A 26,687-nucleotide genomic window follows, 5' to 3' on the forward strand; every position below is an offset into this window, starting at 1 on the left:
CTCGATCATCAGCACGGAAACGCAACGGCCCTACGGGGACTCCCCAGGGTAGAGCAGTGGGCGTTAACTACTGTAAGCCGAGCGCGGATGAGGCTCTACCAACTCGGAATAGGAAGAAACAGGCTTTTCATGCTTCTTCAGGTAGGATCAAATCGCGACGCCTCAGTAGCCCTTGCCGCGATGCACCGTGTTCAGCAAGGGCAGGCCGCTGCGCGCGCGGTGAAGGTTTCGCACGATGACATCAACAGCGCCCCTGACCTGAACATTGCTGGCGATATGCGGGGTCAGCAATACCCGCGGGTGCCGCCAGAACGCGTGGTCGGGCAAGGGAGGCTCCTGATCAAGCACGTCCAGCACCGCGCCTGCGACCTTGCCGGTATCAAGCGCCGCCAACAGATCCTGCTCGACAACATGAGCACCCCGCCCCACGTTCACCACACCTGCCCCTGTGGGCAGCGCACCGAGCGTGGTCGCGTTCAATATGCCCGCCGTTTCGGGTGTCAGAGGCAACAGGTTGATCAGGATGTCGCATTGGCCTAGAAATGCATGCAATTGCTCATTACCCACGTAGCAACGCGCACCCGCGACCACTTTCGGCGAGCGGCTCCACGCATTCAGCTGGAAGCCCAGTGGCTGCAACCGCTGCAGGGCTACCTGCCCGAGGTTCCCCAGCCCCATCACACCCACACGCCGCTCGCACGCTGGGGTGATCGGCAAAGGCGCCCAGCGGCGCTCGCGCTGACTGTTCTTGTAAGTGAGGATGTCACGGTGCAAGGCCAGTACGGCAAAGGTCACGTACTCGGCCATGATGTCGGCCATGGCGCCATCCACCAGCCTGACCAGCGAAACGTGCTCGGGTAGCTCAGACAGGTCGAACTGATCGACGCCGGCGCCTGCCGAGTACAGCACGCTGAGGTTTGGGAACTGCGCCATCAGCCTGGGCATCGGTTTCCAGGCAATCAGATACTCGATGTCGCGCGCATCGCCCACCTCGGGCCATTCGCGAAACTCAAGTTCGGGGGCACTTTCATGAAAAGCCTGACGCCATTGAGCAGCACTGCCGGGCTCGGCCATGTAGAGAATAGCCATGTCTGGCTCCTGTTATTCAGTACATACATGATGCCCACCCCAACGACATGATGCCTTCACATGGGTGCACTAAAAGAACAGCCGTTCCTCCTGCCTCGAGTAGGTAGTTTCACCACCGGTACTGAAAGCCCTGAAGCGCCAAGTCACAGCTGTTCGGAAATTTCGATCAGATTGAGATCAGGGTCGCGCACATAGACCGAGAGGATAGGCCCGGTCGCCCCGGTCCGCTGAACAGGCCCTTCGACAATGGGCCAGTTCTGAGCTTCGAGGTGTGCGACCACCTGCTCGAGCCCGACACTGGCGATCAAGCACACGTCCAATGCCCCCGGCACCGGCAGGTGGGCCTTTGGCTCGAACTCATGCCCGCGAACATGGACGTTGATCTTTTGATTGCCGAAACAGAACGCAAGGCGGCCTGCCCCAAAGGTCTGCAAACGCATCCCCAGAACACGGACGTAGAAATCTTTGCAAGCGTCGACATCCGTGGTGGTCAGTACCAGATGATCCAAGTGATCAATCATAGCGATAGAAGCTCCCTTGCCTGCATTGGCGGGTTTTCATCATGTCTGCAGTAACCCTGCAGGTGGGCGTTTGTTATGCGCCTGCTCACAAGCCGGCTGGGGTTACCTCAACCTGCGAGATATCAAGCGAATCTGCCTGTTGCAGGATCTCGGTTGGGGTGGCATTCGCAGCAGGCATGACGAGACTGTTTTCACCATCTCCATAATGCAACACGATCAAGTGCATGGCTGCCTCGTGAAGGGGAAGCTCACGCTGCTTGAGCTGAAGCTGATGGGTACGCGGCTGGCCCTGGAAAACATACTTGAGGTTGAAGGTTTGCATTTGCTGTGCTCCATAGAGTTGGCATGACAAATATCCTGACTCGGCAGACAGCATTTGGTTCGACTTGCTCGACGTGCATGACCTTTGCCCTGCGCTGCCCCTATTGGCCTCGCAACACCCTGTATATCTCGGCAACCACCTGGATCGTCGCCTCCTCGACCGTGCCCTCATTGCGGCACAACACCCACCCCTGCTCCGCAACCGCTCGCTCGAACGCCTGGGTACTGGCAACCTGCTCTTGCAGGTTGAACATCACGGTACTGCCCAGCCCGCGCGACCGCGCCGCTGCCCTGGCCCATGAGATTTCAGGGTCGGTGACCACCCCGACATGCAGGTCTGGCACGCGCACATTGCGCTCGATATTCAGGCGCAGAATGTCTGCAAACGGGACTATCCGGCGAAACGCAGCATCCGACGGGTACCAGCGGTCGATCAGGATGATGCTGCCCTGGGGCTGTCTGGGCAGCACATGCTGTGAAATCCAGCTACGGCTATCGGCCAGGCGCTCGCAAACCCCCATTTCCAGCTCCCGGCTGGGGTTTCTGACGAGTTGGTTGACCAGGGCCATTGTTGCCCCTCTGTTGGGGTCGTTATTGCGCTCGCAAAGCCGGACCACCTTGTTGTTGCCTGCCCTCAGTACTTTTGTAATGGCCTCAAGCAGTGTGGTCTTGCCAGTGCCCTTGGGCCCATCCAGAGAAACGAACAGCGGACGATTCATTGTTTGAACATCACTCACATAAGGCAATAATACGCGCTGACCTCGGCAACGATCGCCCCCTTGGCATCGTACAGCCGCGCCTCAGGCGTCAAAGCCATGGAACGCGCCTCCAGCACATAGCGCTGGCCGGCTTTGAAATGCGGGTAGTTGAGCGTCAGGTAGCACTCGCGCACGGTGGAGCCCCCCATCATGCTCATGCCCGAACCCCCGCTTGCTTCGTAGTCGAACCTGACGATCAGCTCATGGCTGCCGGGGCTGACCTGAAAAAACCGGCCGTCGCGTAGGCGTTGCTGGTCCAGGCGTTCAGCCATCAACAACCTGTCGTTGGGAAACGGGACCGAGAAGTCGACCCACGCCATCTGCGGATCGGCAGCCGGCATTGGCGCCTGACAACCCGCAATCGCCGTGATCGCGAGCAACACCATCAACCTGCGCATGATAGATGCCCCAAGGGTTCAGGCATTCAGGATAGCGCCCACTGGGCCTGCGTGGTCAAGCCAAACAGCTCACGCAAACCGTTGACACCCAGTTTGCGGTATAGCCGTTTCACATACGTCGCGGCGCTGACGGGGCGAACCCCCAGATGCTCGGCAATGTCTTCCACTGCAAGGCCGCTCAGCATCAGGCGCAACAGCGTTTGTTCACGCAAGGTCAGCGCCACATGCTGCTGCTTGATTACCCGCTCGGCCAACAGCAAGGGCAGTTCATTGGCTTGCAGGTGCGCATGGTAATGCAGGCGCACGGCCTGGATCAGCAACGGCGCCAGGGCTTCCAGGTAGTTCATTTCCTGCGCCGAGAAGCGCCCGTGCTCGCGGCCGCGGTAGAAGTTCACCGACAACCAGCGGTTGCTTTCACAGTGGGTCAGCAAGGCTACCCGCTCGGCAATCTGTGGCTGCTCATAGCAGATGCGCCGGTACTCGGGGTGCGTGATGTCGTCAGCTGACTGGCGTTGCACGATGGTGTTGGTGACGCAGTGGCTTTGGCTCATCACCTGCTGGTTGCCATCCAGGCCGAAGAAGCGTTGCACATATTTGTGGGAGATCGCCGGCAGCGAGACTTCGCGCGCCCGGTCCGCAAACGAGAACACCTCGGCGTTGCGCCGCTGCGGATAAGCGAAGATCGTGCATTGGGCCAACGGCACGCCCGAGCCGATCACCTGCAGCAAATCCGCTGCGAGGAACTTGCTGCGGTTCTGGCCCACCCTGGCGAACAGATTGGCGGTGTGAGCGATATTGAAGCGGTGTTCACTACTGCCGGGGCGCAAGGGCCAGTACTGCATAGCGGTTTCTCTCGACGTGTCGGGCGCAGGTTCTGTGGTTATTGCCTACTACGGCTACCCGGCACTCTATCACCCTTCAGCGCCCGGGCTCTGGCGGCGCAATGGGCAGGCGCAGGGCCAGCAGTGCGCCGAGGACCAGCAGCAGGGCAGCATAGGCGAAACCTGCGCTGAAACTGGACGTCAGGTCCTTCAGCCAGCCGACCACCAGCGGGTTGACTGCCGAGCCGATATTGCCCATGGCGTTGATCACCGCGATACCCACCGCACGGGCACTGAAACTCAGCACCTGGTCGGGCGTTGTCCAGAAAATCGACATGGCGCTGTAAGAGCCGCTGGCCGCCATGCACACCCCCAGCAATTGCACCACCGGATAGCTCGACAGCGCAGTGAGCACCCAGCCAGCCGCAGCCATCAGCATGGGCAGCACCAAGTGCCAGCGGCGCTCGCGGGTGCGGTCCGAATGCAGGCCCCAGACGATCATCAGGACAATGGTGCAGATCTGCGGGATGGCCGCCAGAAAGCCGATCGCCTGGTTACTGCTGGCGCTGTTGAAGCTTTTGACGATCAACGGTGTCCATACCGCAATCATTGCCAAGGTGTTGACCAGGCAAAAGTAGACCAGGCAGAACAGCAGGATGCGCGGCGAGGCCAGTTCGCGCCCGACGCTGCGGGCAGGCTGTGTGGCAGTTGCCGGGCAGGCAGCGCGCTCCGCTTGCAGTGCGCGCTGCAGCAGCGCCTGTTCTTCGCCATCCAACCACTTCGCCTGTTGCGGGCGGTCATCCAGATAACCGAACACCACGCAGCCCATCAGCACCGAGGGCAAGCCTTCGAGCAGGAACAGCCATTGCCAGCCCTTCAGCCCCCACATGCCATCCAGGCCCAGAATCAGCCCCGACAGCGCAGCGCTGAACCCGGCGGTAAATGGCATGGCGATCATGAACAGCGCGTTGGCGCGGGCCCGGTAAGCCGAAGGAAACCAGAAGGTCAGGTACAGCAACACGCCAGGCAAGAACCCTGCTTCGGTCACACCCACCAGAATCCGCAACAGGTAAAGCGAGGTGGCATCGGTCGCAAACAGCGTGCAGGTAGACGCCAGCCCCCAGGCAATCATCAGGCTGCCGATCCAGCGACGGGCCCCGATACGTGCCAGGGCCATGTTGCTGGGTATGCCACAGGCGATGTATGCGACATAGAAGAAGGTACTGGCCAGGCCAAACTGAGTGCCCGTGAGGCCCAGGTCGCCCATCATGGTCAGGCCGGCAAAACCGATATTGATGCGGTCCAGAAACGACAGTACGAAGCAGGCAAACAAAAAGCCGATCAGCCTTTTCGAGATCTTTTTACACACGTGCTGATAGCGGTCGTCAACACCGGCCACCGTCGGGGTGGTCGCGCTGGCGATAGGACTGCGCGTCATGAGGAACTTCCTGATTATTGTTATAGGAAGGCTCGCCGGCTCGAACAGATAAACCGGCGGCAAATGCACGAAAGCCAGGGGCTGATTACAGGTCCAGCAACGCCGTGCGCGTCAGCGCCAGAAACTGCGCTGCGTCGCCAAGCGCCTGAGCGCTGAGCAGCGCCAGTTTCACCAGAAACAGCTCGCGTTTGCCCTCTTCGATGTGGTCAAGGGCATCCGCTAGCTGGTCGTAGAGGGTCTCAATGTCGCTGATGGTCAGTTGCTTGTGTTCCATAGGGTTCTCACTCATTGCCCAAAGCGGTTTCGACGGCATCACGCAAAGCCTGCCCATTGAGGTGATGCCAGCGGGCGCAAACGTGCTGGTCCGGGCGCATCAGGTAAGCACCGCCCGCCGACGCACCATATTTGTTGCGCAGGTGGCCGCCAGGGTCGTCGATCACCCCGTCTGCGCCCCGGACCTCGCCTTGCCGATGACCCACGACAGCCAGCAACTGCAACGGCACGCCTTGGTCACGCAGGCTTTGCGCCTGCGCTTGAATATCGCTCGGCACTTCAACGGCATCAGTGAAATACAGCAGGCAGAACGACGCCTCTAACCTGTCGAACAGGAACTGGTCATCGCCGAGCCGCACGTTCAGCAGCGGCGCGCCCTGGTGAGGCCCGCAGCTGAAGCGTGCATTGTCGTCATGCTTGCAGTTGAGTGCAGAGTCCACATAGTCATGTGGCCGCGAAGTGCGCCAGTGGTACAGCGGGCGGACGAACGCCTGGGTCAATGACAACGACAGTACGGCATCGCGCAACAGGCGATAACCCGCACTGGGCGGCGTCATGAAACGGGTGCTCTTCCCCGCTTCGGCAATGATCTCGCGCGCGGCCCCTACCCGCTCCGCGCTATACGAGGCCAGCAGCCCCGGGCCAGCAACGCCCTTGAGGGTCAGCGCCAGCTTCCAGCCCAGGCCGTGACAGTCCTGGAAACCGGTGTTGGCACCGCGCACGCCAAAAATGGGCAGCAAATGCGCGGCATCGCCGGTGAATATCACCCGAGTATGCAGGTAATCGGACAGTGTCAGTGCGCGCGCCGAGTACACCGAGCACCAGTCCAGCTCCCACTGCGGGTTCGCTACCCCGAGGATGCCCAACTGGGCATTGATACGCTCGCGCAGGGAATCAGCCGACAAGGCCTGTTCGGGCGTTTCACCCCGTGCCAGTTGATAGTCGATGCGCCAGATATTGCCTGGCTCGCGGTGCATGAGCACGGTATTGCCCGGGTTCCAGTGCGGGTCGAAATACGCCAGGCGCTCAGTGGGCAGGTCTAGGTCGATCTTGATGTCGGCGATTACAAAACGGCCTTCGTATGAAGCACCTTCCAGTTGCAGCCCAAGCAGTGTGCGAATGGCCGAACGCGCCCCATCTGCGGCAACCACCCAGCTGGCTTGCAGGGTGTACTCACCCGCAGGGGTATCCACCTCCAGTGTCGCGCGGTCTTCTGCCTGGGCCAGCGCCTTGACCTGGTTGCCCCAGCGCAGCTCGATCATCGGGTTGGCGTGGCAGGCATCGACCAGAAACTGCTCCAGGCAAGGCTGTTGCAAGTTGGTCATGGGCGCAAAACGGTCATCGGGGTCGTGCGGGGCCTCCATGCGAAATACCCGCTGATTGCGGTAGTAGGAATTGCCAAAGCGCCAGGGCAGGCCCGCTGAGGTGACACGCTCGGAGATGCCGACCTGCTGCAGGATCTCCAGTGATCGACGGGTGAACACGATCGCCCGGCTGCCTTCGCTGACCTGCCGTTCGGCTTCCAGCACGATCGAGGGGATGCCGTAGCGGGCCAGGTCCAGGGCCGTGGTCAGGCCAATCGGCCCAGCACCGACGATCACCACAGGGTGATGCTGCACCTGGGCATTCACGCTGGCGGTGTGGGCAGGGAAAACCTGGTAATCGAAATAGATAGAGCGACGAGGCTCTGCGAGTGGTGTGTGCATCGCACTGCATCTCCGGATTGTTATGCTTTTTTTTGGCCTGAGCCATTTCGGATATGCAGCGGACTGTAAGCGGTGTGAGAAACAGACATGTCCCCTTGAAGGGACAACATTGCACAGCAAAAAGCACGCCCTCAGGAAAAAAACGCAGGATGTTGTGCGCAGAATTCGCTTGAGATAGACGGCCGCATTGCCCAAGGTGGCCAGCCTGACAGCTATTGCCTGAATAAAAGGCTGCAGGGCGTGGACGCAGGCGCACGACGACGCCTGTGTGTGGGGGGTGACTATTTTTGCGGTGGCAAGCCTTGCGCTGCACGAACGTTGCCAATTCCTCCCCGATAATAAGAGAGGACAAGGAAATGCAATCCAACAGTCTGAAGCAAAGCCTGAAACAACGGCACATCACCATGATTGCGCTAGGCGGGGTGATAGGCGCGGGGCTGTTCATGGGGTCGGGCAAGTTGATTGCCTCGGCGGGGCCGGCCGCGATCCTGTCATATTTCATCGGCGGCATCGTGGTCACCTTGGTGATGTTCATGCTCGGCGAGATGGCCTGTCGCAACCCGGACGCCGGCTCGTTCTCGACCTATGCCAATACCTACCTCGGCGAATGGGCGGGTTTTGCCGTCGGCTGGCTGTACTGGCTCAAATCGATGCTGACCATCACCCTGGAGGCGGTGCTGCTAGGCGCCATCCTCAACGACTTTCTGCCGTGGCTACCGATCTGGGCGGGCGCCTTCATCATGCTGGTGACGTTGATGGCCAGCAACGCCTACTCGGTCAAATCGTTCGCTGAAGTGGAGTACTGGCTGGCCGCGATGAAGGTCGCCACCATTCTCATCTTCATGGTGCTGGGTGTCTCGATACTGCTCGGCCTGCACAGCAACATCCCCTCCCCTGGCTGGGTCAACCTGACGGCGCACGATGGCTTCATGCCCAATGGCCTGTCGCCGGTGATGGCGGGCGTGGTGGTGGTGATCTTCTCGCTGGGCGGCAGTGAAATTGCAGCCGTTGCGGCCGGCGAATCGGAAAACCCGCGGCAGAACGTCATCAGGGCAATCAAGAGCGTGATTTTGCGGGTGATGCTGTTCTATGTCGGTTCGGTGTCGATTCTGATCCTGTGCCTGCCCTGGACAGACACTGAAAACCTGGCTTCGCCGTATGTGTCATTGTTCAGCCTGGCCGGGTTCAGTGGCGCGGCGGTGGCCATGAAGATCGTGTTGTTCATCTCGTTCATGTCGGTGATGAACTCGTTCATGTTTTCCAACTCGCGCATGCTGTTCTCGTTGAGCCAGCGTGGCCACGCGCCGAAGCTGTTCTCCCGCACCACCTCCAAAGGGGTGCCGCTCAACGCCCTGCTGCTGAGCCTGAGCATCTGCCTGTTGATCCTGACAGTGCACTTTGTCAGCGGCGGCGACCTGTTCATGACCCTGGCCAAAAGCAGCGGCACGTTCGTGATGATCGTGTGGATCTTCATCATCATCGCCCACTTTGCCATGCGCTGGAAAACCCGGCATGAAGCGGTCGACCCCACGGCGTTCCGGGCGTGGTTCTTCCCTTACGCCAATATCGTTGCGCTGTTCGCGCTGCTGGCCGTGATTGTCACCCAGGCCTTCGACCCAGGGTCGCGCTTTCAGTTCTGGTTTACCACGGTGACCTCACTGGTGGTGGTGGCGGCCTACTTCGTGAAACGTAATCGGATGGCGGCGAAGTCGGTTGGTTACGCAGGGAGCTGACCCGTGCAGGAGCGGGTTTACCCGCTCCCGCCCATGGCGGCACGCTAACCCCCTGTGTTTGCCACCTGTTGCCCTTGATGACGAAGCGTGCCCTGCAAGCTAGACTCCCATGCTGAATTTGACTGTAAACACTTCGTTTGCCTGAAAATGTTCGGCGGTCATGCAGGCAGCCGGCCTCTGGTAAACCGGCAGGGGCCGCCCATGACTTTGCAACCTCCCGTCAACTTGACCAACTGCGATCGCGAACCTATCCAGATCCCCGGCAGCATCCAGCCGCACGGTTGCCTGCTGGCCTGCAACGCGTCGGCAAGCGTCGTGCTGCGGCACTCCGCCAATACCGCCGGCATGCTGGGCGTGGCGGGTGAAATCAACGGGCAACGGCTCGAAACCATCATCGGCAGCGAGGCTGCCCATACGCTGCGCAACGCGCTGGCACGCGTCAGAGAGGCGTCCCGACCGGCGCTGAGCTTTGCCGTGAGTCTGCCGTCCGGGCAGGTGTTCGATGTGGCCGCGCATATTTTCAAAGGCACTGCCCTCCTGGAGTTCGAGCCCTCCGGTGCGGGCATTGCCGAACCAATCGAACTGGTGCGTACCGTCATCGCCCAGTTGCGTGAGATCGACCGCTCCGACAAGCTGTTCCCCGATACTGCCCGGCGTGTTCGCGCACTACTGGGTTATGACCGGGTGATGATCTACCAACTTGGCGTCGACGGCGCCGGCAAGGTCATTGCCGAGGCCAAGCGCAGCGGCCTCGAAAGCTTTCTGGGGCAGTACTTCCCCGCCTCGGACATTCCTCAGCAGGCACGCGCCCTGTACCTGCGCAACCCGGTGCGGATCATTGCCGATGCCCAGTTCAAAACCGTGCCGATCGAGCCAGTACTGGACCTTTCCGGCGAGCCACTGGACCTGTCCTACGCGCACCTGCGCAGCGTCTCGCCCATTCACTGCGAGTACCTGAGCAACATGGGCGTGGGCGCGTCCATGTCCATTTCGATCATCGTCGACGGCGCGCTGTGGGGGCTGATTGCCTGCCACCATTACGCACCCCGCACGCTGACCATGGGCCAGCGGGTCGCAGCGGAGATGTTCGGCGAGTTCTTCTCGCTGCATATCCAGACCCTTCGGGCCAAGCAAACCCTGGAAGCCGCCGCATACGCCCGCCAGGTGTTGGACAACCTGCTGCGCGATGCCCACCGCACGGCGGATATCGAAGAACTGCTGCGTGCCCGCATGACAGACTTCAAGGCGCTCATCCCTTGCGACGGCATCGCCATGTCGCTGCAAGGGCGCTGGTCGGCAGACGCGCTGACACCGCCCAAGGCGGCGGTACCGAACCTGCTGCGCTTTGCCGAGGGGGTCGCCGAGGGGCGTACATGGGCGTCGAACTGCCTGTCGATGGCGCACCCTGCCGCCCAGGATTATGCCGTCGACGTTTCGGGCGTACTGGTGATTCCGATGTCGCAGCAACCGAGGGACTACCTCATGCTGTTTCGCAAGGAGGTGATCGAAACCCTGGATTGGGCCGGTGACCCCAACAAGACCTACGAAAGCGGCCCGCTCGGTGAGCGCCTGACCCCACGCAAAAGCTTTGCTGTCTGGAAGCAGACCGTACATCAGCACTCGCAGCCCTGGTCCGAACAGGACCGCCAGTTCGGTGAGGCCATCCGCGCCGCGATCGTCGAAGTTGCCCTGCACAACAGTGAGCTGATGGCCGATGAGCGCTCCAAGGCCGAAGTGCGCCAGCGGATGCTCAACGAAGAGCTCAACCACCGGGTGAAGAACATTCTTTCACTGATCGGTGCACTGGTGGCCCACCCCACCACTGAAAACCAGACCCTCAACAGCTACGTGGCAACGCTGAAGGGCCGTATCCAGGCATTGTCGCTGGCGCACGATCAGGTCGTGAGGGGGGATGGCGGCGGCCGTTTCGCAACGCTGCTGGAAGCGGAACTGTCGCCGTACCGCACTGCAGCCGATGCCATCACCCTGAGCGGCCCGAACCTGCTGCTCGATGCCCGCGCCTACTCGGTAATGGCGCTGATGCTTCACGAGCTGGCGACCAACGCCGCGAAGTATGGCGCGTTGTCTCGGGCAGGCGGCAAATTGGCGGTCAGCTGGACGATTGATTCGGGTGGCGCTTGCGACATCGCCTGGTGCGAAAGCGGTGGGCCGACGGTGCGCCCGCCAAGCCGAAGCGGTTTTGGCTCGGTACTGATTGAACGCAGCATCCCCTTCGACCTGGGCGGCAGCAGCACGCTCGAGTTCAGACCAGAAGGCCTGCATGGGTATTTCAAAATTCCTGGCAAACACCTGACTCAGCTTGAAACAGCCGACACCCCAGCGCCGCAGGTCGCGCCGGCTGCGCCGCCGGTAAGCTACACGGCCCTGGTCAATGCATGCGTGCTGATTCTTGAAGACCAACTGGTGATTGCCGTGGGCCTTGAACAGATTCTGGCCGATGCGCTGGTCGAGGATGTGATCACCGCAAGCTCGGAAGCCGAGGCAATGAAACTGCTGGCCAGCCACAGGCCTGATGTCGCCGTGCTGGACATCAACCTGGGGACGGGAACCTCCATTGCCGTTGCCGAAGCGCTCTCGCGCCAGCACATCCCATTCCTGTTTGCCACGGGTTACGGCGACAGTGTCAGCATTCCCGCGCACTTGAAGCACGTTCCCGTGGTGCGCAAGCCCTATGACGCCTTGTCGATATTGTCGAACCTGGAAAGCCTGATCGACATTCGGAAAGCTACGGAACAAGCACAATAGCCAGCCGGGCTGGCATTAAAAACCCGCGCACAGGCGCGGGTCGCATTCGTTCAACACCCGGTCACTTGTCCAACTCATCCTTGGTAATGGCGCCAGTGTGCGGATCGACGTGGAATTCGTACTGCTTGCCATCCGCCTTGATGCCCTCGCCCTCCCAATGGCCATCATCGGCCTCGATCTTGGTGATCTGGGTGTAGCCGGCGCTCTTCAACGCAGCTTCGGCCTGGTCTTTGTTGACCTTCCAGTCGGCGCCTGGCTGATCCGCCCAGGCAACATTAGCCCCCAGTGCCCCCACCAGTGCCAAACCCGTGAACAGTCGTGTCATCGCTTTCATCGTCAACATCCTTTTTGCCAGAGTTAAACACTGCGACCCAAGCACTGTCGCTTCGGTTCAATTAGAGTGGCAAGACGGCTATTCATGACATAAGGGTTGATGTGCACTCATCAGAGCGCCTGAAAGGCATCGATGTATTTGTCTGCGTTGCAGACCTCGGCAGTTTTGCGGCGGCAGCGCAGCGCCTGAACCTGACAAGTTCGGCGGTCAGTAAAGGTATCGCGCGGCTGGAAGCGCGCCTGGGGCTGCGCCTGTTCGAACGCACCACCCGCCGGCTTGCCCTGACTGACGCGGGGCAGACCTTCTACAAGACCTGCTCACGGGTGCTGGCCGACCTCGAAGAATCGGAGCTGTCGCTGCACGAGGACTACTTCGAGCCGCGAGGCAGAGTGCGTATCGACCTGCCTGCGGCCTACGGGCGGCTGCACGTATTGCCGGTTATCCTCGACTACATCAAGCGCCATCATCAGCTGCAGCCACACGTGTCCTTTACCGACAGCTTCGTCAACCCGACCGAACAGGGCATCGATATCGTGGTACGTATTGGCGGCCCGGACGTTTGGCCGGACGAGCTGGGCCACCAGTTCATCGGCGCTCAGCGGGTCATCTTTTGCGCGTCACCGGCCTACTTGCAAGCACGCGGCACGCCCGTCGATGAGCGTGACCTGCACGCCCATGACTGTGTGGTTTACGGGCAAGCCGACGGTTTGGGCAGCCCTTGGCACATGACCGGTACCCAGCCTGGCGAAATGGAACGGCGCTTCATGCCGGCGCGGCTTGCCATTGGCGATGGCGAAGGTGTGGTACAGGCCGTGCTGCAAGGCTTGGGCATCACCCAGGTGCCTACCTGGCTGGTCAACCAGCAACTGGCCTGTGGCGAGTTGGTTGAAGTATTGCCGCACCTGGCAACAGAGGGCTTGCCGATGAACGTGGTATGGCTCAGGAAGCGCGAGGCCCTGCCGCGCGTCAGGGCGTTACTGGACGTATTGTTGCAATCACTGCGCATGGACGGCCACGTTCTGCAGCCCGGTGATTAGTGAATAATATTCGCCAAGCCAGTGAATTTTTGCCAGCGATAAGCTTTTTTTGAATCAATACAATGGCAGCACCTTTGATTTCAGGAACTGCCTGCATGACTGCTGTTGAACGCCCTCCCCTGGGCTTGGCGACCAATCGACGCGCCACCTTGGGGACGTTGATCCTCGCCACCTCGGCCTTTCTGATCGTAACCACCGAGTTTTTGATGGTTGGCCTGCTGCCGAGGCTGGCAAGAGACCTTGATGTGTCGATTTCCAGTGCCGGGCAGCTGATCACGCTGTTCGCCTTCACCGTCATGCTCGCCGGCCCGCCGCTGACAGCAGCACTTGCCCATCTGGACAGGCGCAAGCTGTTCGCAGCCATCCTGGCCTTGTTCGCTGCGGCCAATGCGCTTGCTGCCATTGCGCCGAACATCTGGGTGCTAGCAGTAGCGCGATTCTTGCCCGCCCTGGCACTGCCGGTTTTCTGGGGGACGGCCAGCGAAACGGCGGCCAGGATGGTCAGCGCAGATCGCCAGGGGCAGGCCGTCGCGCAGGTGTACCTGGGCATTTCAGCGGCCCTGCTGCTCGGTATCCCGCTGGGTACCTTGGCGGCCAATGCCATCGGCTGGCGCGGCGCCTTCTGGGTATTGGCCGCCGCATCAGCGCTGATGGCCTTTGCCGTGCTGGCCTGGATGCCAGCGGTTGCCCGCCAGCCTAAAGTCGACTTCAGCCAGCAGGCGCGAATTTTCCGTGAACCTATCTTCCTGGCCAACGTGGCCCTCTCGGTCTTGGTGTTCACCGCCATGTTCATTGCCTACACCTACCTCGCAGACATGCTTGAGCGCACCGCAGGTGTGGCAACAGCGGATGTCGGCTGGTGGCTGATGGGCTTCGGTGCCATCGGTTTGCTGGGCAACTGGCTGGGTGGTCGCGCGGTCAGGCAATCGCCGATCAAGGCCACTGCGCTGTTCCTGGCTTTGCTAGGGGTGGGCATGGCGGCATTCAGCCCGCTGGCTTCGGCACCGATTACGCTCTGGGCGGCGCTGGCCCTGTGGGGCATCGCCAACACGGCGCTGTACCCCATCTGCCAAGTCCGGGTGATGAACGCGGTGTCGCATTCCCAGGCGTTGGCCGGCACTACCAACGTATCCGCCGCCAATGCCGGGATCGGCCTGGGCGCGCTGCTGGGTGGGTTGGTCATCCCCGCGTTCGGTGTATCGTCGCTCGGTTATGTGGCGGCGGGCGTAGCCCTGCTGGCCATGCTGTGCGTGCCCGGCGTGGCGCGCCTGCAGGCACGGGCTGAGCATATGGCGGTACAACCCGGCTGACGGGCACCGCTTGAATCCGCGTATCATCAGGCCTCACAGCCGAGGCCTGTCATGTTCGATTGGGAAGACCTGCGTCACTTTTCTGCTTTCATCAGCGCCGGCTCGCTCTCGGCCGCCGCCAAGCGCCTGGGCGTTGACCACGCCACCGTGGCCCGGCGCATCAGCTCGCTCGAAGCGTCCTTGCAGCTCAAACTGGTGGACCGCCGGCCACGGGCCTACGCCCTCACCGAACAAGGCTTGCGGGTCGGCGAGTTCGCCGAGCAGATGCTGGCCTCTTCGTTTGCACTGGAGCACTTTGCCAGTGCCGACCAACATACCGTTGAAGGCGAAGTGGTGATTGCTGCCCCCCCTGCGCTGCTGGGCAGCATGGTGGCACGCAGGCTGGGGGCACTGTATCAACGCTACCCCCATTTGCAGTTAAAACTGGTCGGCAGCAAGTCGCGCGCCTCGTTGGCGCGTCGCGAAGCAGACGTGGCCATTGCCTTGGCCAGGCCCACCGAACCCACCTTGGTGGCCAGCTTGCTCGGCCATCTGGAATACACGCTGTACGCCTCGGCGGCCTACCTACGCCAACGCGAACCGCAGGTGTATATCGGCTACGACGAATCCCAGGCCAAATCCCCACAGCAACTGTGGCTGCTCAAGCACGCCACAGGCCGCCCTTTCGCCCTGCAAAGCAACGACTTGCGCATCCAGGCCCAGGCAGCAGCCGGGGGCGTGGGCATTGCCTGCCTGCCCGCCTTCATGGCTGAGGAATACGGGCTCAAGCCAGCCAACGACAACAGTTCGATGAGCATCGAAATCTGGCTGGCGGTTCATGGAGACGTGCGCAATACACCCCGCATCAAAGCCGTGACCGACTTTTTGATCGAACAGGTGAAGCCCCTGCTTCGCTTGTGAATTTTTGCAAACATCGCCTGCACATTCCGGGAATTTGCGCAGTGCCGCATCGCCGTTAACCTTGTGCCATCGCTCGGCAACCTGCGCCGGGCAATGCCGCCAGAGAGGGCACGCAGATGCAGTACGTCAAACTCGGAAACACCGGCCTGGATGTCTCCCGGCTGTGCCTGGGGTGCATGACATTCGGTGACCCCGATGCCGGTACCCATCCCTGGACCCTGGATGTGGACCAGAGCCGCCCGATCATCCGCCACGCGGTGGAACAGGGCATCAACTTCTTCGACACGGCCAACAGCTATTCGGCCGGCACCTCGGAGGTCATCCTGGGCCAACTGCTCAAGGCGTTTACGCGCCGTGAGGACACGGTGATCGCGACCAAGGTCTTCTACCCCGCGAACATGTGGGAAGGCGCCAGCAAGCCCAATGAGCAAGGCCTTTCGCGCAAAGCCATCTTCAGCAGTATCGACGCGAGCCTGAGCCGCCTGGGGGTGGATTACGTCGACCTGTACCAAGTGCATCGCTGGGACTATCACACCCCCATCGAAGAAACCATGGAAGCGCTGCACGATGTGGTCAAGGCCGGCAAGGCCCGCTACATCGGTGCCTCGTCGATGTACGCCTGGCAGTTCGCCAAAGCCCAGCACGTTGCCGCGGCCAATGGCTGGAGCCGGTTCGTCTCGATGCAGAACTACCTCAACCTGGTGTATCGGGAAGAAGAGCGGGAAATGATCCCCTTGTGCCAGGACCAAGGCGTCGGGCTGATGCCCTGGAGCCCGCTGGCACGCGGACGGCTGACCCGGCCCAAGGGGCAGGAAACGGCGCGCACGCTGAGCGATGTTTCCGGCAAGTCGTTCTATGAGCGGACCGAAGCCGAGGATGGGCGGGTGATTGATGTGGTCGAGCAGATTGCCGCTGAACGTGGCGTACCCATGGCGCAGGTGGCGTTGGCCTGGGTGCTCGGGCAACGCGGCGTGTCTGCACCGATTATTGGTGCATCGAAGCCTGCGCACCTTGACGATGCCATTGCGGCGTTGGGGCTTGAGTTGAGTGATGAAGAGGTCATGCGGCTGGAAGCGCCTTATGTGCCGCATGCGGTTACCGGGTTCAAGTAGGCCTTGGTGTAGGGCTTGGGAGGTTCAGCGCCTATGAGATCGAGCGCCGCCCACGCGGCGCTCGATCTCATAGGCGCCAAAGAACTTGCGACAAGCACATCGCAAGCCCCCTGCAGCCTCGACGTGCCTCTCCCGGATTGACTATGATTCCGCCTTGAACGTTTCAGCATGTTTCAATAAGGATTCAAATGTCTGTCCAAGAACCACCACCGCTCCCCCTCCCGAAACGCACTGTCGCCAAGATGGAAGCCGCCATGGCGCTGGGCAGCTTTGCCATCGGCACCGGCGAATTCGCCATCATGGGGTTGATGCCGGACATCGCCAGCAACCTGCAACTGAGCGAGCCTGAGGTGGGCCATGCCATCAGTGCCTATGCGCTGGGCGTGATGGTCGGTGCCCCGACGCTGGCGATCCTCGGCGCCAAGCTGCTGCGCAAGCACATGCTGCTGCTGTTGATGGCGCTGTATGCCTTGGGCAACCTGGCCACGGCATTTGCCCCCTCCTTCGGCGGCCTGGTGGCCTTTCGCTTCATCAGCGGCCTGCCCCATGGCGCGTACTTCGGCATTGCGGCGGTGGTGGCATCGAGCATGGTGGCAAACAACCAGCGGGCGGGAGCCGTCGCGCGGGTGATGATGGGCCTGACGTTGGCCATGCTGCTGGGCAACCCGGTTGCGACCTTCCTGGGGCAGTACTTTGGCTGGCGCTCTGCGTTTGTGTTGGTCGGGCTGATTGCCCTGTGCACCATCGCCCTGGTCTGGCGCTTCGTGCCGCAACCGCACGATGAGGTGCGCAGCGACCCGCGCAAGGAACTGCAGGCGTTCGCCCTGCCCCAGGTGTGGATGGCACTGGCCATTGCCTCGATCGGGTTTGCCGGCATGTTCTGTGTGTTCAGCTACCTGGCACCGACCATGCTGCACGTGACCCAGGTGTCGCCGCACTGGATCCCCTTTGGCCTGGCCGCCTTTGGCGTGGGTGGCATCGTTGGCAACATCGCCGGTGGCAAGCTGTTCGATCGCCTGCAGTTCCGCGCCGTGGGCCTGGTGTTGGTCTGGTCGATTGCTGTGCTGCTGTTTTTCACCTTTGCGGCACAATCGCTTTGGACGCTGCTGCTGGGCGTCGGCCTGGTCGGCACCATGATTGCCCTGGCCGCGCCGTTGCAGATTCGCCTGATGGATATTGCCCATGAAGCGCCAAGCCTGGCGGCGGCTTCGAACCATGCGGCGTTCAACCTGGCCAACGCGCTTGGGCCGTGGTTGGGTGGCATGGCCATCACCGCGGGGCTGGGCTGGACCAGTACGGGTTACATCGGTGCGGCTACGGCATTGGTCGGTTTGGGGATTTACCTGGTGGCCCGTCGCATGAAGGGGGGGCATTGATCCAATCGAGGTAATGGGGGGCGTGTGGGAGCGGGCTTGCCCCGCGAACACCGGCGAAGCCGGTGCCACGCACCGTGTGCCCCATTCGCGGGGCAAGCCCGCTCCCACAGGATACGCAGCTTACGGGGGCAGTCTGCTAGGCAGCGCCATCGAGCCCCATCTGCCAGAAGTCGGCTTCAAGGCTCGAGGCCTGGCCGAAGATGCCTGCCAGTTCGACGAATCGTTGCTCGGTCATGCTGCGCGCCGCCAGTTCATCCAGGTGCTTGCGCGCATTGGCCGCCACGGCCTGATAGCCCTCCCCGGCGTACTCACCAATCCACTCACGGTAAGGGTGCTGGCTCAGGTCGCCAATACGCTGCGCCAACGTGCGCCCGATTTCGGCATAGCCGATCACACAGGGGGCCAACGCCACGTGCAGCTCAAGCAGATCGCCAGCAGCGCCGCAATCGAGCACATAGCGGGTATAGGCCACCGTGGCCTGATGCTCCGGCGCAGCCTGGATATCGGCCTCGGTCAGCCCCCAGCGGGCGCACAGGCGCAGGTGCAGTTCGGTTTCGTCGAGAATCGCCGCCAGGCCTGCCTGGGCGGCACGAATGTCAGCGGGCAGGCGGCTTTTGTAGGCGGCCAGCGCCCAGGCGCGGGCGAACTGGATCAGGAACAGGTAGTCCTGCACCAGGTAAGTCCGAAACGCAGCTTCGCTCAGCGTGCCTTCGCCCATCTGCCGCACGAAATCGTGATCGACATAGCGATTCCACTGGCCGGCGCGGGCGGCTTTGAGGCGATCGAAAATATCCATGCTCAAGCCGCCCCCTCATACACAGCATCGAAGAAAGCCAGTTCCAGGGCCACGGTACGCAGGTAGAAGTCGGTGCTCAGCTCAGCCTCCTGCGGCCCCACGCGGTCCAGCTCGGCTTGCAGAAAGGCAACGAAGGCCTGGAACGCCGGGTTGTCGTGCAGGGTGATCCATTCGGCATGCACGAAGTGCTCGGGCAAGGGCTTGGGGGCTTTGATTGCCCAGTCCAGGTACAAGCCTTCGGCAACGTTCAGCACAGCCAGCGCGGCGGCATACGAACGGGTGGCCGCTGCTTCGCGCATGATGGCCTTGAAACCTGCAGTTGGGGCAGTGTCCCCGGCTTCTACGCGCTGTGCCGGGCTTACGTCCAGCGCCTCGAAGGCACGCAGGAAATAGGTGTTTTCATCACTCGAGATCATCCCGGCGAACTGGCCGAAGCGCAGGCGCGCCTCGAAGGTGTCGGCGGTCGCGATGGCAGCGCCGAGCAGGGTCAGGAAGCTGTCGAGAAAACGGTGATCCTGCACCAGGTAGCGGACCATGATCGGGTCCGGCAGGCTGCCGTCGCACAGTTGGGTAACGAAACGGTGCCCCACGGCCGCCGACCAGGACGGCTCGCTTTGGCGGCGCAGGGTTTGCGTGAAGCGTTCGGTCATGATGCTGTCCTCTGCAGGGGGTGACAGCGAGACCATTGCAGCTGGCATGGACTGGCCTCGCAGTGAGGCCGGCAAAAAGGCAGGTCGCAAGTCCAATCCCTTCGCCGGCATGATCCGGATCAGGTTCGAAGGGTCACCGCGCTAAAGCATTCAGCGGTTTCTCAGCCCGTTGCCGGGGCTCCCCTTGGTGGCGCACAGGTATACAGCAGGTACGAAGGTGCTGTCACTACCCAAACAGTGGGTGAAGCATGACCCGTTTGTGGGTACTTACACCCGTTTTTTGACGCCTCCCTACCGCACCTCATTCAGGCCTCGCAAGGTTTTGTTTAACAAAGCATTACTGAATTATCAGTTGGCACAGCCGTTGCTCAGGTCCATTAACCAGGCAAAACGCCATTGATGGCTCCAAGCCATAGAGCCGCGAGCGAGGCACAAGGCAATGAAAACATCGGCCAAGACCCAACCCACAAGGCATGCATTCAAATTGTCTTCCGTCACTGCATTGATGTTCAGCCTCGGGCTGATCCCGGCCATGGCCTCCTCCCTCGATGACGTCAGCCAGCCCCCGCCGACCGACCCGTCGGCTTACTCCAATCAGCCGGCCGACCCGAACCCGGCGTTACTCAATTTGTATACCCTGCCGGAAGCCAACGAAGGCTCACTGGAACTTACCGACGGTGGCTACGGCGACCGCACCACCGTGCGCAAGGACAACGTGCTGCCGCCCGCCCTGCAAACCTCCGAAAAATACCCCACCAACGGTAAACCGAGCCCGCTGTTCGGTGCGCAGCCGTTCACCCAGCAACTGCTGCTGTTCGAAGAGTTCGGCCCCGAGAAGCTCGACCCAAGCATCCCGGTACCTAGCCTGACGTTCCCGGTGCCGACCCTCGGCGCCGCGCCTGCGCAAGACCCCAACATCGTCGCCCGCAGCGGCCCCAGTGGCACGGCGCTGGAGGCGTTTCTAAAACAACCTGGCCTGTACCCTTTCCCGACCCAATACGCCAACGTGCTCGACCGCAACCCCTGGAAGGCGCAGATCGAAATGTTCCTCAACCGCCAACCGGTCGGTTCGCCGGCTGAGGGCCGGCCACCAGGAAAAGGCTGGTCCCATCAGCGCTGGAACGAGTTCTACCCCCAGGCTGCATTCAAGACCGCCCAAGCCGGTGCACGCATCAACCTCGGGCTGCGCGACCGCAAGCAATTGCACAACTATGCGGCCGGCGAGTTCGCGCCGGGCGGGCTGTACTACCAGACCTCGGACATCCCTACCACGCTGGGCACCACCAAGGGCATCGACACCCGTTTTCACCCAAGCATGCCCCTGCAAAACCACAAATCGCTGTGGTCGTTCGATGGCACCTTCCCGCCCAAGCTGCTGATGGTGCGGTATGGCCAGCCGATCCTGATGCGCCACTACAACGCCCTGCCGATCGACCCTTCGGCCAACGGTGGCTTTGGCCTGCACACCCTCTCGACCCACGAGCATAACGGCCACTCACCGGCCGAGAGCGATGGCTTTGCCAATGCCTACTTTTTCCCCGGCCAGTACTACGACTACCGTTGGCCGGTCCAGTTGGCTGGCTACGACACGATCAATACCCGTGCCCAGGACCCGCGTGCAGCGTTCCCTTGCTCACCTGGCGAAACCTTGTTTGTGAATGATGCGTCGCCTGGCCTGAAGACCTGCGAAAACGGCAGCATCAAGATTCGTGGCGACTGGCGCGAAACCATGAGTAGCCACTGGTTCCACGACCACATGATGGATTTCACGGCGCAGAACGTCTACAAAGGCAACGCCGCGATGATGAACTATTACAGCGCCCTGGACCGCGGCAACGAGGCCCTGCAGGACGGCGTCAACCTGCGCTTGCCCAGTGGTTCGGGCATGCCGTGGGGCAACCGCGACTACGACGTCAACCTGGTGATCGCCGACAAGGCCTGGGATGCCAACGGCCAGTTGTGGTTCAACCCGTTCAACACCGACGGCTTCCTCGGCGACCAGATCCTGGTCAACTGGCAGTACCAGCCAAAGCTCAAAGTGCGGGCGCGCAGCTACCGTTTCCGCCTGCTCAACGGCTCGGTATCGCGCTACTTCAAGTTCGCTGTGGTGCGTGAAATCGCCGGCACCAGCGGCGAGTTCAAGGGGCCGACCGGCTCCAACCTGTCGTATGCCCGCGTGCCGTTCCACATGATCGCCAACGACGGCAACATCATGGAACACGCCGTGCCGTTCGACGGCACCCTGGACCTCAATGGCGACGGCGACCTCAAGGACAACAACGGCATCCTGCCGGTGCAAGCTATCGCCGAGCGTTACGACATCATCATCAACTTCGCCAAGAACGGCATCAAGGCCGGCGACAAGCTGTACTTCATCAACCTGATGGAGCACCAGTCCGGCAAGGGCCCGAACATGGCCATCGCGCTGGCGGACGTGCTGTCGGAGAAATACAAGGCTGTCATCAAGCAGACCAGCAAGGGCCCGCAATGGGACAATGGCGACCCGGTGGTGGGCAAGTTCCTGCAGTTGCTGGTACAGCCCTACAGTGGCCAGGACCTGAGTATGGACCCAGTTGCCTATGAACCGGCCAAGCCGGGCAAGGCTGCAGGCCTGAAAATGGTTCCGTTGACCCTCGACCGCAACGCCGTTGCCGACCAGGCCAAACTCAAGGATGCTCGCCACCGCGAGTTCCTTTTTGGCCGTTCGGATGGTACTGACACTCAGCCCTGGACCATCAAGACCGATGGTGGCTTCGGCTACAGCATGGACCCACGGCGCATCAATGCCGCCCCTCAGTTGGCCAACCAAGCCACACCCGCCGGTTTCAGCGGCGATGGCACCCTTGAGGTTTGGAAGATCAAGAATGGCGGTAATGGTTGGAGCCACCCAGTCCACGTTCACTTCGAGGAAGGCATCGTGCTCAGCCGCGACGGCAAGGCACCGCCAGAATGGGAGAAATGGGCACGCAAGGACGTCTACCGCATCGGCTCGGAAACCGACTCCTCGGAAGAACTGGATGTGGCCATCCGCTTCCGTGAGTTCGCCGGGACCTACATGGAGCACTGCCACAACACCCAGCATGAGGATTCGTCCATGCTGCTGCGGTGGGACCTGGAACACCCTGGCCAATTCCAGGTGATGCCAACCCCGTTACCGGGCTGGGACGGCGTAGAATACGTCGCCTCCGTTGGCCTGCCGACCTTCCGCACGGCTGCCCATGACGATGATGACGATGTCAACAAGCCACCGGTCGCGGTCAGCGACAGCGCAGCTACCACAGCAGGCAAGGCACTTACGCTGAGTGTGCTGGCCAACGACACCGACCCCGAGCGCAATCTGCCCTTGACCATCATTGGCTTGAGCCAGCCGGACTCTGGCCAGGGTACCACCAGTACCAATGGCACCACGGTGACTTACACCCCACCGGCCACTGTCGCCACGCCTTTCACTGCCAGCTTCACCTACTCGGCACGTGATACCAAAGGTGCCGAGTCGGTGGTCCCGGCCACGGTCAGCGTTGCAGTGAGCCCCGCGGCACCCGTCGACGTTATCCAGGTCAGCAGTGCCTCGGTGCAATTGCGCAGCGGCAACCGTTACACCTGGGATCTGATAGGGACTACCTCGATCGCCACCGGTAACAGCATCAACGTGTCGGTGGCAACCACCAACGGCCCGCTGAACCTGGGCGCGGCCACGCTGACCGCAGCCACCACCGGTGCCCGTTGGCGGGTGTCGGTCACCACCTCCGGCTACGGCCCGGCAACGCCCGCAACGGCGACCGTGAAATCGAAACTGGGGCAAAGCGTGACGGTGCCGATCAGTTACAAGTAATCGCTTGGCGAAACGGGGCTGCTGCGCAGCCCCACTGGCTCACCTCTCGAGGCGTGCATCATGACCGGCTCATGGCGTGTTCTGCTCGTGCTGTCGCTGTTCGCTGCCAGTGTCCCGTTCTGGCCCGTGCAGCCCCAGCAAGCCCCTACCAACGAAGCTGCTACGCCCTGGGGCGCCGACTACTTCCCCAACACCCCCCTGCTCACTCAGGATGGCGAAAAGGTCCGCTTCTTCGACGACCTGATCAAGGACAAGGTCGTCGCCATCAACTTCATCTTCACCGGCTGCTCCGATTCCTGCCCGGTTGAAACCGCCCGCCTGCGCCAGGTGCAGAAGATCCTCGGCGACCGCGTAGGCAAGGATATATTCCTCTACTCCATCAGCATCGACCCCTACAACGACACCCCCGCCACCCTCAAACGCTACGCCGAAAAATTCGCCATCGGCCCCGGCTGGACCTTGCTCACCGGCGAGCCCGACGACATCGAGCAATTGCGCAGAAGCCTGGGCCTGTACATAGAGGGCCTGGAAAACGGCCGCTCCAAAGACCACAACCTGAGCCTGATCATCGGCAACCAGGCCACCGGCCGCTGGATGAAAGCCTCGCCCTTCGAAAGCCCCTATATCCTCGCCGACCGCCTGGGCAACAGCCTGCACAACTGGAAACAAGCCAGCGCCATGGCCAACGACTATGCCCAGGCGCCGGAAGTGCGCTCGCCCAGCAGTGGCGAGCAGATCTTCCGTACCCGCTGCTCCTCCTGCCACACCTTGGGCAACACCGAGCCCGGTATGCAACAGGGCATCGGCCCCGACTTGCTGGGGGTAACCCGCCAACGCGATGCCAGCTGGTTGAGCCGTTGGCTGAAAGCGCCTGACCAGATGCTTGCACAGAAAGACCCGCTGGCCATGCTGCTGTATGAGCAGTACAACCGCCTGGCGATGCCCAACCTGCGCCTGGGCGATGCCGAGGTCAGCGCGTTGATGGCCTATATGGAAGAAGAAACCACGCGCCTGCAGACGCCTTTGGCGGATACGGCAAAACCTTAGAGGCAATTGGCCATCAGTCATTAGCCTGTCATCTTGCTGTCGTATTTTGCCGGCATCACCCTGGGTCGGGACCCTCCGCCGTGATTCGCCGCTCGCTCTCTTCTGCAAGCCTTCTGCGCCTGTTGGTCCTGATGCTGTGTGCAGCCACCCTGGCCTTTCTGTGGGGGCTGCACGTTTCGCAGAAGGCCGCCGCACGCCAGGATGCACTGTCGGCCAAGGCTGCCGAACACCTGAACCTGGCCAGCATCGTCGCGCAGAGCCTGCGCCAGCTGGTCGACCGGGCCCAGGCCGTGGGCCGCGTCACCCAGGGCGACATGAAGGCGCTGCGCCAGGGCAACGCCAGCCTGGCGCGGCTGCTCGCCGAAGACCCGGTGTTCAAACGCATGAGCCTGTATGACCGGCAGGGTCGGCTGGTGTCGGCCAGCCATGCCGACGAGGCCGCGACACTGCCTGAAGACTGGCTGCGCCAGTTGCAGTTGCACGTAGCCCGCTATGGTTTCAAACCCTTCCTGCCCAGCGCCGAAGCACCCGGCATCAACGCCATGCCTAGCTGGCGCCTGCCGTTCATAATGCCGCTGACCGACCTGCCTGGCCGTGAAATCGACAGCATCCTCGTGGTGCAACTGGACATCGGCTACCTGGCGGTTCTGTTCCAGCACATCGACCTGGGCAGCACGGGCCTGATGCGCCTGCTGCAGGACGATGGCCAGGAACGCCTGCGCATCGACGCCAGTGGCGTGCGGATGGCCGCAGACAACTTCGAGCCCGGGCTGCCACAAGCGGGGCCAGACGCCGGAGCGCTGACCCAGTACTCACCCGGTGGCGCCTACCAGAGCCTGTACCGGCGGGTTGCCGAACGCGGCTTCAGCGTGGTGGTCAGCCAGCGCTACGAAGCGATTCTTGCGCCCTCGACGCAGGCCTACGCCCGCCAGTTCTGGCTGAACCTCAGCATGACCCTGATGATTCTCGCCAGCCTGGCCTGGACCTTGCGCCTGCTGCGCAAACGCCAGGAAGCGTTCAGTGCCCTGGAGCATGCGCAACAGGTCAACCAGCAACTGATCGAGCGGCTCGAGGAGGCCCACCGGCGCAGCAGCCATGCCGCCGCCACCGATCACCTCAGCGGCCTGCACAACCGCCGCCAGTTCGTCGAGGTGGCGGGGTTTGCGCTGACCCGACAACGGGGCCAGCGCCGGCTGATGGCGATCCTGTTCATCGACATGGACCGTTTCAAGTCGATCAACGATTCACTCGGTCACAAGATCGGCGACCTGCTGCTGCAAGCCGTGGCCGGGCGTATTCAGCGCCTGCTGGAGCCCGGCGACGAGGCCTCGCGCTTTGGCGGTGACGAGTTCGTGGTGCTGCTGGCCGGGCAGCGCAGCGAAGAGCAGATCAACGCCTGGGTACGCGAACTGGTGCAGAAGCTCTCGGCCACCTATGCCCTGGATGGCCAGGAGGTCAACACCAGCCCCAGTGTCGGTGTCAGCATCTGCCCACGCGATGGCCAGGAGATCGACAGCCTGATCCGCTGCGCCGATGCCGCCATGTACTCGGCCAAGCAGGCCGGGCGTGCCCAGTACCGCTTCTTCGACCCCTCGCTGAACCTGATCGATATCCATGCCTTCACCCTCGAACAGGCCTTTGGCGCAGCCCTGGCCGAGCACCAGTTCGTCCTGCACTACCAGCCGCAGATCCGCCTCGATACCCACCAGGTGCTGGGCTACGAGGCTCTGGTGCGTTGGGACCACCCTGAATTCGGCCTGCTCTACCCGGACCGCTTCATCGACCTGGCCGAACGCAGCGGCTTCATCATCGAGCTCGGCTGGGAGGTGCTGCGCCTGGCCTGCGAAGCACTGGCGCGCTGGCACGCCCAGGGCCGTGAAGCACGCCTGGCGGTCAACGTCTCGGCGCTGCAACTGCGCCAGGCAGACTTCAGCACGCGGCTGTTAAGCCAGTTGCAGGGGTACGGAATTGCCGCGCAACGGCTGGAGCTGGAGATCACCGAAACCACCATCCTCGACCCCGAGGGCACTGCAGTCGGCCACTTGCACCGCCTGCGCGACGCGGGCCTGGGCATCAGCCTGGACGATTTCGGGCGCGGTTATGCGGGCTTTGCCCACCTGCATTCGCTGCCGTTGAGCAAGTTGAAGATCGACCGCTCGCTGATTGCGCCGCTGTCCAACAGCCACGACGACAGCCCGATCGTCTCCTCCACCATCATCCTGGCCAAGCGCCTGGGCCTGGAGGTGGTCGCCGAGGGCGTGGAAACCCGCGAGCAAGTGGTCTGCCTGAAGCTCGCCGGTTGCGACATCGCTCAGGGGTATCACTTCAGCCGCCCGCTGTCGCCGGCGCAACTGCTCGACTACCCGCCCTTCAACGGCATCGAGGACTTGGTGGCAGCGGGTTCACCCGCGTATACACTCGAAACCAGTGCCATGGGCCACAGCGGCTAAGTGTGCCAGGACATACCCG

Annotated in this window: 22 protein-coding genes and 1 riboswitch; of the genes, 10 read left to right on the forward strand and 12 right to left on the reverse strand. The window is 62.0% G+C overall.

Translation table 11 applies throughout. The annotated features are described in order from the left end of the window. Positions 1–162: 162 nt before the first annotated feature. The 9 genes from HU770_RS17200 to HU770_RS17240 form a co-directional block, all read right to left on the reverse strand. Complete coding sequence (locus tag HU770_RS17200; RefSeq protein ID WP_186664516.1) at positions 163–1,089, reverse strand: glyoxylate/hydroxypyruvate reductase A; 927 nt, start codon at positions 1,087–1,089, stop codon at positions 163–165. Between the two features lie 143 nt (positions 1,090–1,232). Further along, the gene (locus HU770_RS17205; protein ID WP_033697802.1) at positions 1,233–1,610 is read right to left on the reverse strand and encodes a VOC family protein; all 378 of its coding nucleotides are present in this window, start codon (positions 1,608–1,610) and stop codon (positions 1,233–1,235) included. 85 nt (positions 1,611–1,695) lie between these two features. After that, complete coding sequence (locus HU770_RS17210; RefSeq protein WP_186653095.1) at positions 1,696–1,932, reverse strand: hypothetical protein; 237 nt, start codon at positions 1,930–1,932, stop codon at positions 1,696–1,698. A 100-nt stretch (positions 1,933–2,032) separates the two neighbouring features. After that, positions 2,033–2,650 (reverse strand): dTMP kinase, encoded by a 618-nt coding sequence (locus HU770_RS17215; RefSeq protein ID WP_186664518.1) that lies wholly within the window; start codon positions 2,648–2,650, stop codon positions 2,033–2,035. Between the two features lie 14 nt (positions 2,651–2,664). Then, positions 2,665–3,087: a hypothetical protein gene (locus tag HU770_RS17220; protein ID WP_186653092.1), complete on the reverse strand. Its 423-nt coding sequence runs from the start codon at positions 3,085–3,087 to the stop codon at positions 2,665–2,667. 26 nt (positions 3,088–3,113) lie between these two features. Then, complete coding sequence (locus HU770_RS17225) at positions 3,114–3,929, reverse strand: helix-turn-helix transcriptional regulator (RefSeq protein ID WP_050506052.1); 816 nt, start codon at positions 3,927–3,929, stop codon at positions 3,114–3,116. Positions 3,930–4,005: 76 nt separating this feature from the next. After that, positions 4,006–5,346 (reverse strand): MFS transporter, encoded by a 1,341-nt coding sequence (locus HU770_RS17230; protein ID WP_186664521.1) that lies wholly within the window; start codon positions 5,344–5,346, stop codon positions 4,006–4,008. A gap of 85 nt (positions 5,347–5,431) precedes the next feature. Beyond that, positions 5,432–5,620, reverse strand: a complete 189-nt coding sequence (locus HU770_RS17235) for a DUF2783 domain-containing protein (RefSeq protein WP_186664523.1) — start codon at positions 5,618–5,620, stop codon at positions 5,432–5,434. A gap of 7 nt (positions 5,621–5,627) precedes the next feature. After that, positions 5,628–7,325, reverse strand: coding sequence for an FAD-dependent monooxygenase (locus HU770_RS17240; protein WP_186664525.1), 1,698 nt, complete (start codon positions 7,323–7,325; stop codon positions 5,628–5,630). A 356-nt stretch (positions 7,326–7,681) separates the two neighbouring features. Between HU770_RS17240 and HU770_RS17245 the strand changes: the two genes are divergently transcribed. Beyond that, positions 7,682–9,058: an amino acid permease gene (locus HU770_RS17245; protein ID WP_033697791.1), complete on the forward strand. Its 1,377-nt coding sequence runs from the start codon at positions 7,682–7,684 to the stop codon at positions 9,056–9,058. Positions 9,059–9,259: 201 nt separating this feature from the next. After that, a complete protein-coding gene (locus HU770_RS17250; RefSeq protein ID WP_186664527.1) occupies positions 9,260–11,824 on the forward strand; it encodes an HWE histidine kinase domain-containing protein in 2,565 nt (854 codons plus the stop codon). A 61-nt stretch (positions 11,825–11,885) separates the two neighbouring features. Here HU770_RS17250 and HU770_RS17255 read toward each other — a convergent pair whose 3' ends face one another. Next, complete coding sequence (locus tag HU770_RS17255; protein WP_186653075.1) at positions 11,886–12,158, reverse strand: PepSY domain-containing protein; 273 nt, start codon at positions 12,156–12,158, stop codon at positions 11,886–11,888. 101 nt (positions 12,159–12,259) lie between these two features. Between HU770_RS17255 and HU770_RS17260 the strand changes: the two genes are divergently transcribed. From HU770_RS17260 to HU770_RS17280, 5 genes are all read left to right on the forward strand, one after another. Next, positions 12,260–13,195 carry a LysR family transcriptional regulator gene (locus HU770_RS17260; RefSeq protein WP_186664529.1) on the forward strand — a complete coding sequence of 312 codons (936 nt, stop codon included), beginning with the start codon at positions 12,260–12,262 and terminating at the stop codon, positions 13,193–13,195. A gap of 95 nt (positions 13,196–13,290) precedes the next feature. Further along, positions 13,291–14,505, forward strand: coding sequence for an MFS transporter (locus HU770_RS17265; protein WP_186664531.1), 1,215 nt, complete (start codon positions 13,291–13,293; stop codon positions 14,503–14,505). Positions 14,506–14,556: 51 nt separating this feature from the next. Next, entirely contained in the window at positions 14,557–15,405 is an 849-nt protein-coding gene (locus tag HU770_RS17270) for a LysR family transcriptional regulator (protein WP_186664533.1), read from the forward strand. 116 nt (positions 15,406–15,521) lie between these two features. Next, positions 15,522–16,517 carry an aldo/keto reductase gene (locus HU770_RS17275; protein ID WP_186653063.1) on the forward strand — a complete coding sequence of 332 codons (996 nt, stop codon included), beginning with the start codon at positions 15,522–15,524 and terminating at the stop codon, positions 16,515–16,517. A 188-nt stretch (positions 16,518–16,705) separates the two neighbouring features. Beyond that, positions 16,706–17,893 (forward strand): MFS transporter, encoded by a 1,188-nt coding sequence (locus tag HU770_RS17280; RefSeq protein WP_186653060.1) that lies wholly within the window; start codon positions 16,706–16,708, stop codon positions 17,891–17,893. A gap of 136 nt (positions 17,894–18,029) precedes the next feature. Here the strand turns inward: HU770_RS17280 and tenA are convergent, their stop codons facing one another. Next, positions 18,030–18,689, reverse strand: coding sequence for a thiaminase II (gene tenA, locus HU770_RS17285; protein ID WP_033697781.1), 660 nt, complete (start codon positions 18,687–18,689; stop codon positions 18,030–18,032). A 2-nt stretch (positions 18,690–18,691) separates the two neighbouring features. Continuing rightward, positions 18,692–19,339: a TenA family protein gene (locus HU770_RS17290; protein ID WP_186664535.1), complete on the reverse strand. Its 648-nt coding sequence runs from the start codon at positions 19,337–19,339 to the stop codon at positions 18,692–18,694. A 78-nt stretch (positions 19,340–19,417) separates the two neighbouring features. Beyond that, positions 19,418–19,534, reverse strand: a riboswitch (TPP riboswitch). 244 nt (positions 19,535–19,778) lie between these two features. Between HU770_RS17290 and HU770_RS17295 the strand changes: the two genes are divergently transcribed. The 3 genes from HU770_RS17295 (at position 19,779) to HU770_RS17305 (ending at position 26,668) form a co-directional block, all read left to right on the forward strand. After that, positions 19,779–23,171 (forward strand): multicopper oxidase domain-containing protein, encoded by a 3,393-nt coding sequence (locus HU770_RS17295; RefSeq protein WP_186664537.1) that lies wholly within the window; start codon positions 19,779–19,781, stop codon positions 23,169–23,171. A 60-nt stretch (positions 23,172–23,231) separates the two neighbouring features. After that, on the forward strand, positions 23,232–24,218 hold the full coding sequence (locus tag HU770_RS17300; RefSeq protein WP_186664539.1) for an SCO family protein: 987 nt from the start codon (positions 23,232–23,234) through the stop codon (positions 24,216–24,218). A gap of 80 nt (positions 24,219–24,298) precedes the next feature. Continuing rightward, positions 24,299–26,668, forward strand: coding sequence for an EAL domain-containing protein (locus HU770_RS17305; RefSeq protein WP_186664541.1), 2,370 nt, complete (start codon positions 24,299–24,301; stop codon positions 26,666–26,668). Positions 26,669–26,687: the final 19 nt, after the last annotated feature.

Origin of the sequence: Pseudomonas sp. SWRI68, from assembly GCF_014269165.1 — a bacterium.
In the GTDB taxonomy this organism is placed as follows: domain Bacteria; phylum Pseudomonadota; class Gammaproteobacteria; order Pseudomonadales; family Pseudomonadaceae; genus Aquipseudomonas; species Aquipseudomonas capeferrum.

Coding starts and splice junctions, on each gene's coding strand:
- HU770_RS17200 (WP_186664516.1), bottom strand. CDS start 1,089: ATGGCTATTCTCTACATGGCCGAGCCCGGCAGTGCTGCTCAATGGCGT.
- HU770_RS17205 (WP_033697802.1), bottom strand. CDS start 1,610: ATGATTGATCACTTGGATCATCTGGTACTGACCACCACGGATGTCGAC.
- HU770_RS17210 (WP_186653095.1), bottom strand. CDS start 1,932: ATGCAAACCTTCAACCTCAAGTATGTTTTCCAGGGCCAGCCGCGTACC.
- HU770_RS17215 (WP_186664518.1), bottom strand. CDS start 2,650: ATGAATCGTCCGCTGTTCGTTTCTCTGGATGGGCCCAAGGGCACTGGC.
- HU770_RS17220 (WP_186653092.1), bottom strand. CDS start 3,087: ATGCGCAGGTTGATGGTGTTGCTCGCGATCACGGCGATTGCGGGTTGT.
- HU770_RS17225 (WP_050506052.1), bottom strand. CDS start 3,929: ATGCAGTACTGGCCCTTGCGCCCCGGCAGTAGTGAACACCGCTTCAAT.
- HU770_RS17230 (WP_186664521.1), bottom strand. CDS start 5,346: ATGACGCGCAGTCCTATCGCCAGCGCGACCACCCCGACGGTGGCCGGT.
- HU770_RS17235 (WP_186664523.1), bottom strand. CDS start 5,620: ATGGAACACAAGCAACTGACCATCAGCGACATTGAGACCCTCTACGAC.
- HU770_RS17240 (WP_186664525.1), bottom strand. CDS start 7,325: ATGCACACACCACTCGCAGAGCCTCGTCGCTCTATCTATTTCGATTAC.
- HU770_RS17245 (WP_033697791.1), top strand. CDS start 7,682: ATGCAATCCAACAGTCTGAAGCAAAGCCTGAAACAACGGCACATCACC.
- HU770_RS17250 (WP_186664527.1), top strand. CDS start 9,260: ATGACTTTGCAACCTCCCGTCAACTTGACCAACTGCGATCGCGAACCT.
- HU770_RS17255 (WP_186653075.1), bottom strand. CDS start 12,158: ATGAAAGCGATGACACGACTGTTCACGGGTTTGGCACTGGTGGGGGCA.
- HU770_RS17265 (WP_186664531.1), top strand. CDS start 13,291: ATGACTGCTGTTGAACGCCCTCCCCTGGGCTTGGCGACCAATCGACGC.
- HU770_RS17270 (WP_186664533.1), top strand. CDS start 14,557: ATGTTCGATTGGGAAGACCTGCGTCACTTTTCTGCTTTCATCAGCGCC.
- HU770_RS17275 (WP_186653063.1), top strand. CDS start 15,522: ATGCAGTACGTCAAACTCGGAAACACCGGCCTGGATGTCTCCCGGCTG.
- HU770_RS17280 (WP_186653060.1), top strand. CDS start 16,706: ATGTCTGTCCAAGAACCACCACCGCTCCCCCTCCCGAAACGCACTGTC.
- tenA (WP_033697781.1), bottom strand. CDS start 18,689: ATGGATATTTTCGATCGCCTCAAAGCCGCCCGCGCCGGCCAGTGGAAT.
- HU770_RS17290 (WP_186664535.1), bottom strand. CDS start 19,339: ATGACCGAACGCTTCACGCAAACCCTGCGCCGCCAAAGCGAGCCGTCC.
- HU770_RS17295 (WP_186664537.1), top strand. CDS start 19,779: ATGAAAACATCGGCCAAGACCCAACCCACAAGGCATGCATTCAAATTG.
- HU770_RS17300 (WP_186664539.1), top strand. CDS start 23,232: ATGACCGGCTCATGGCGTGTTCTGCTCGTGCTGTCGCTGTTCGCTGCC.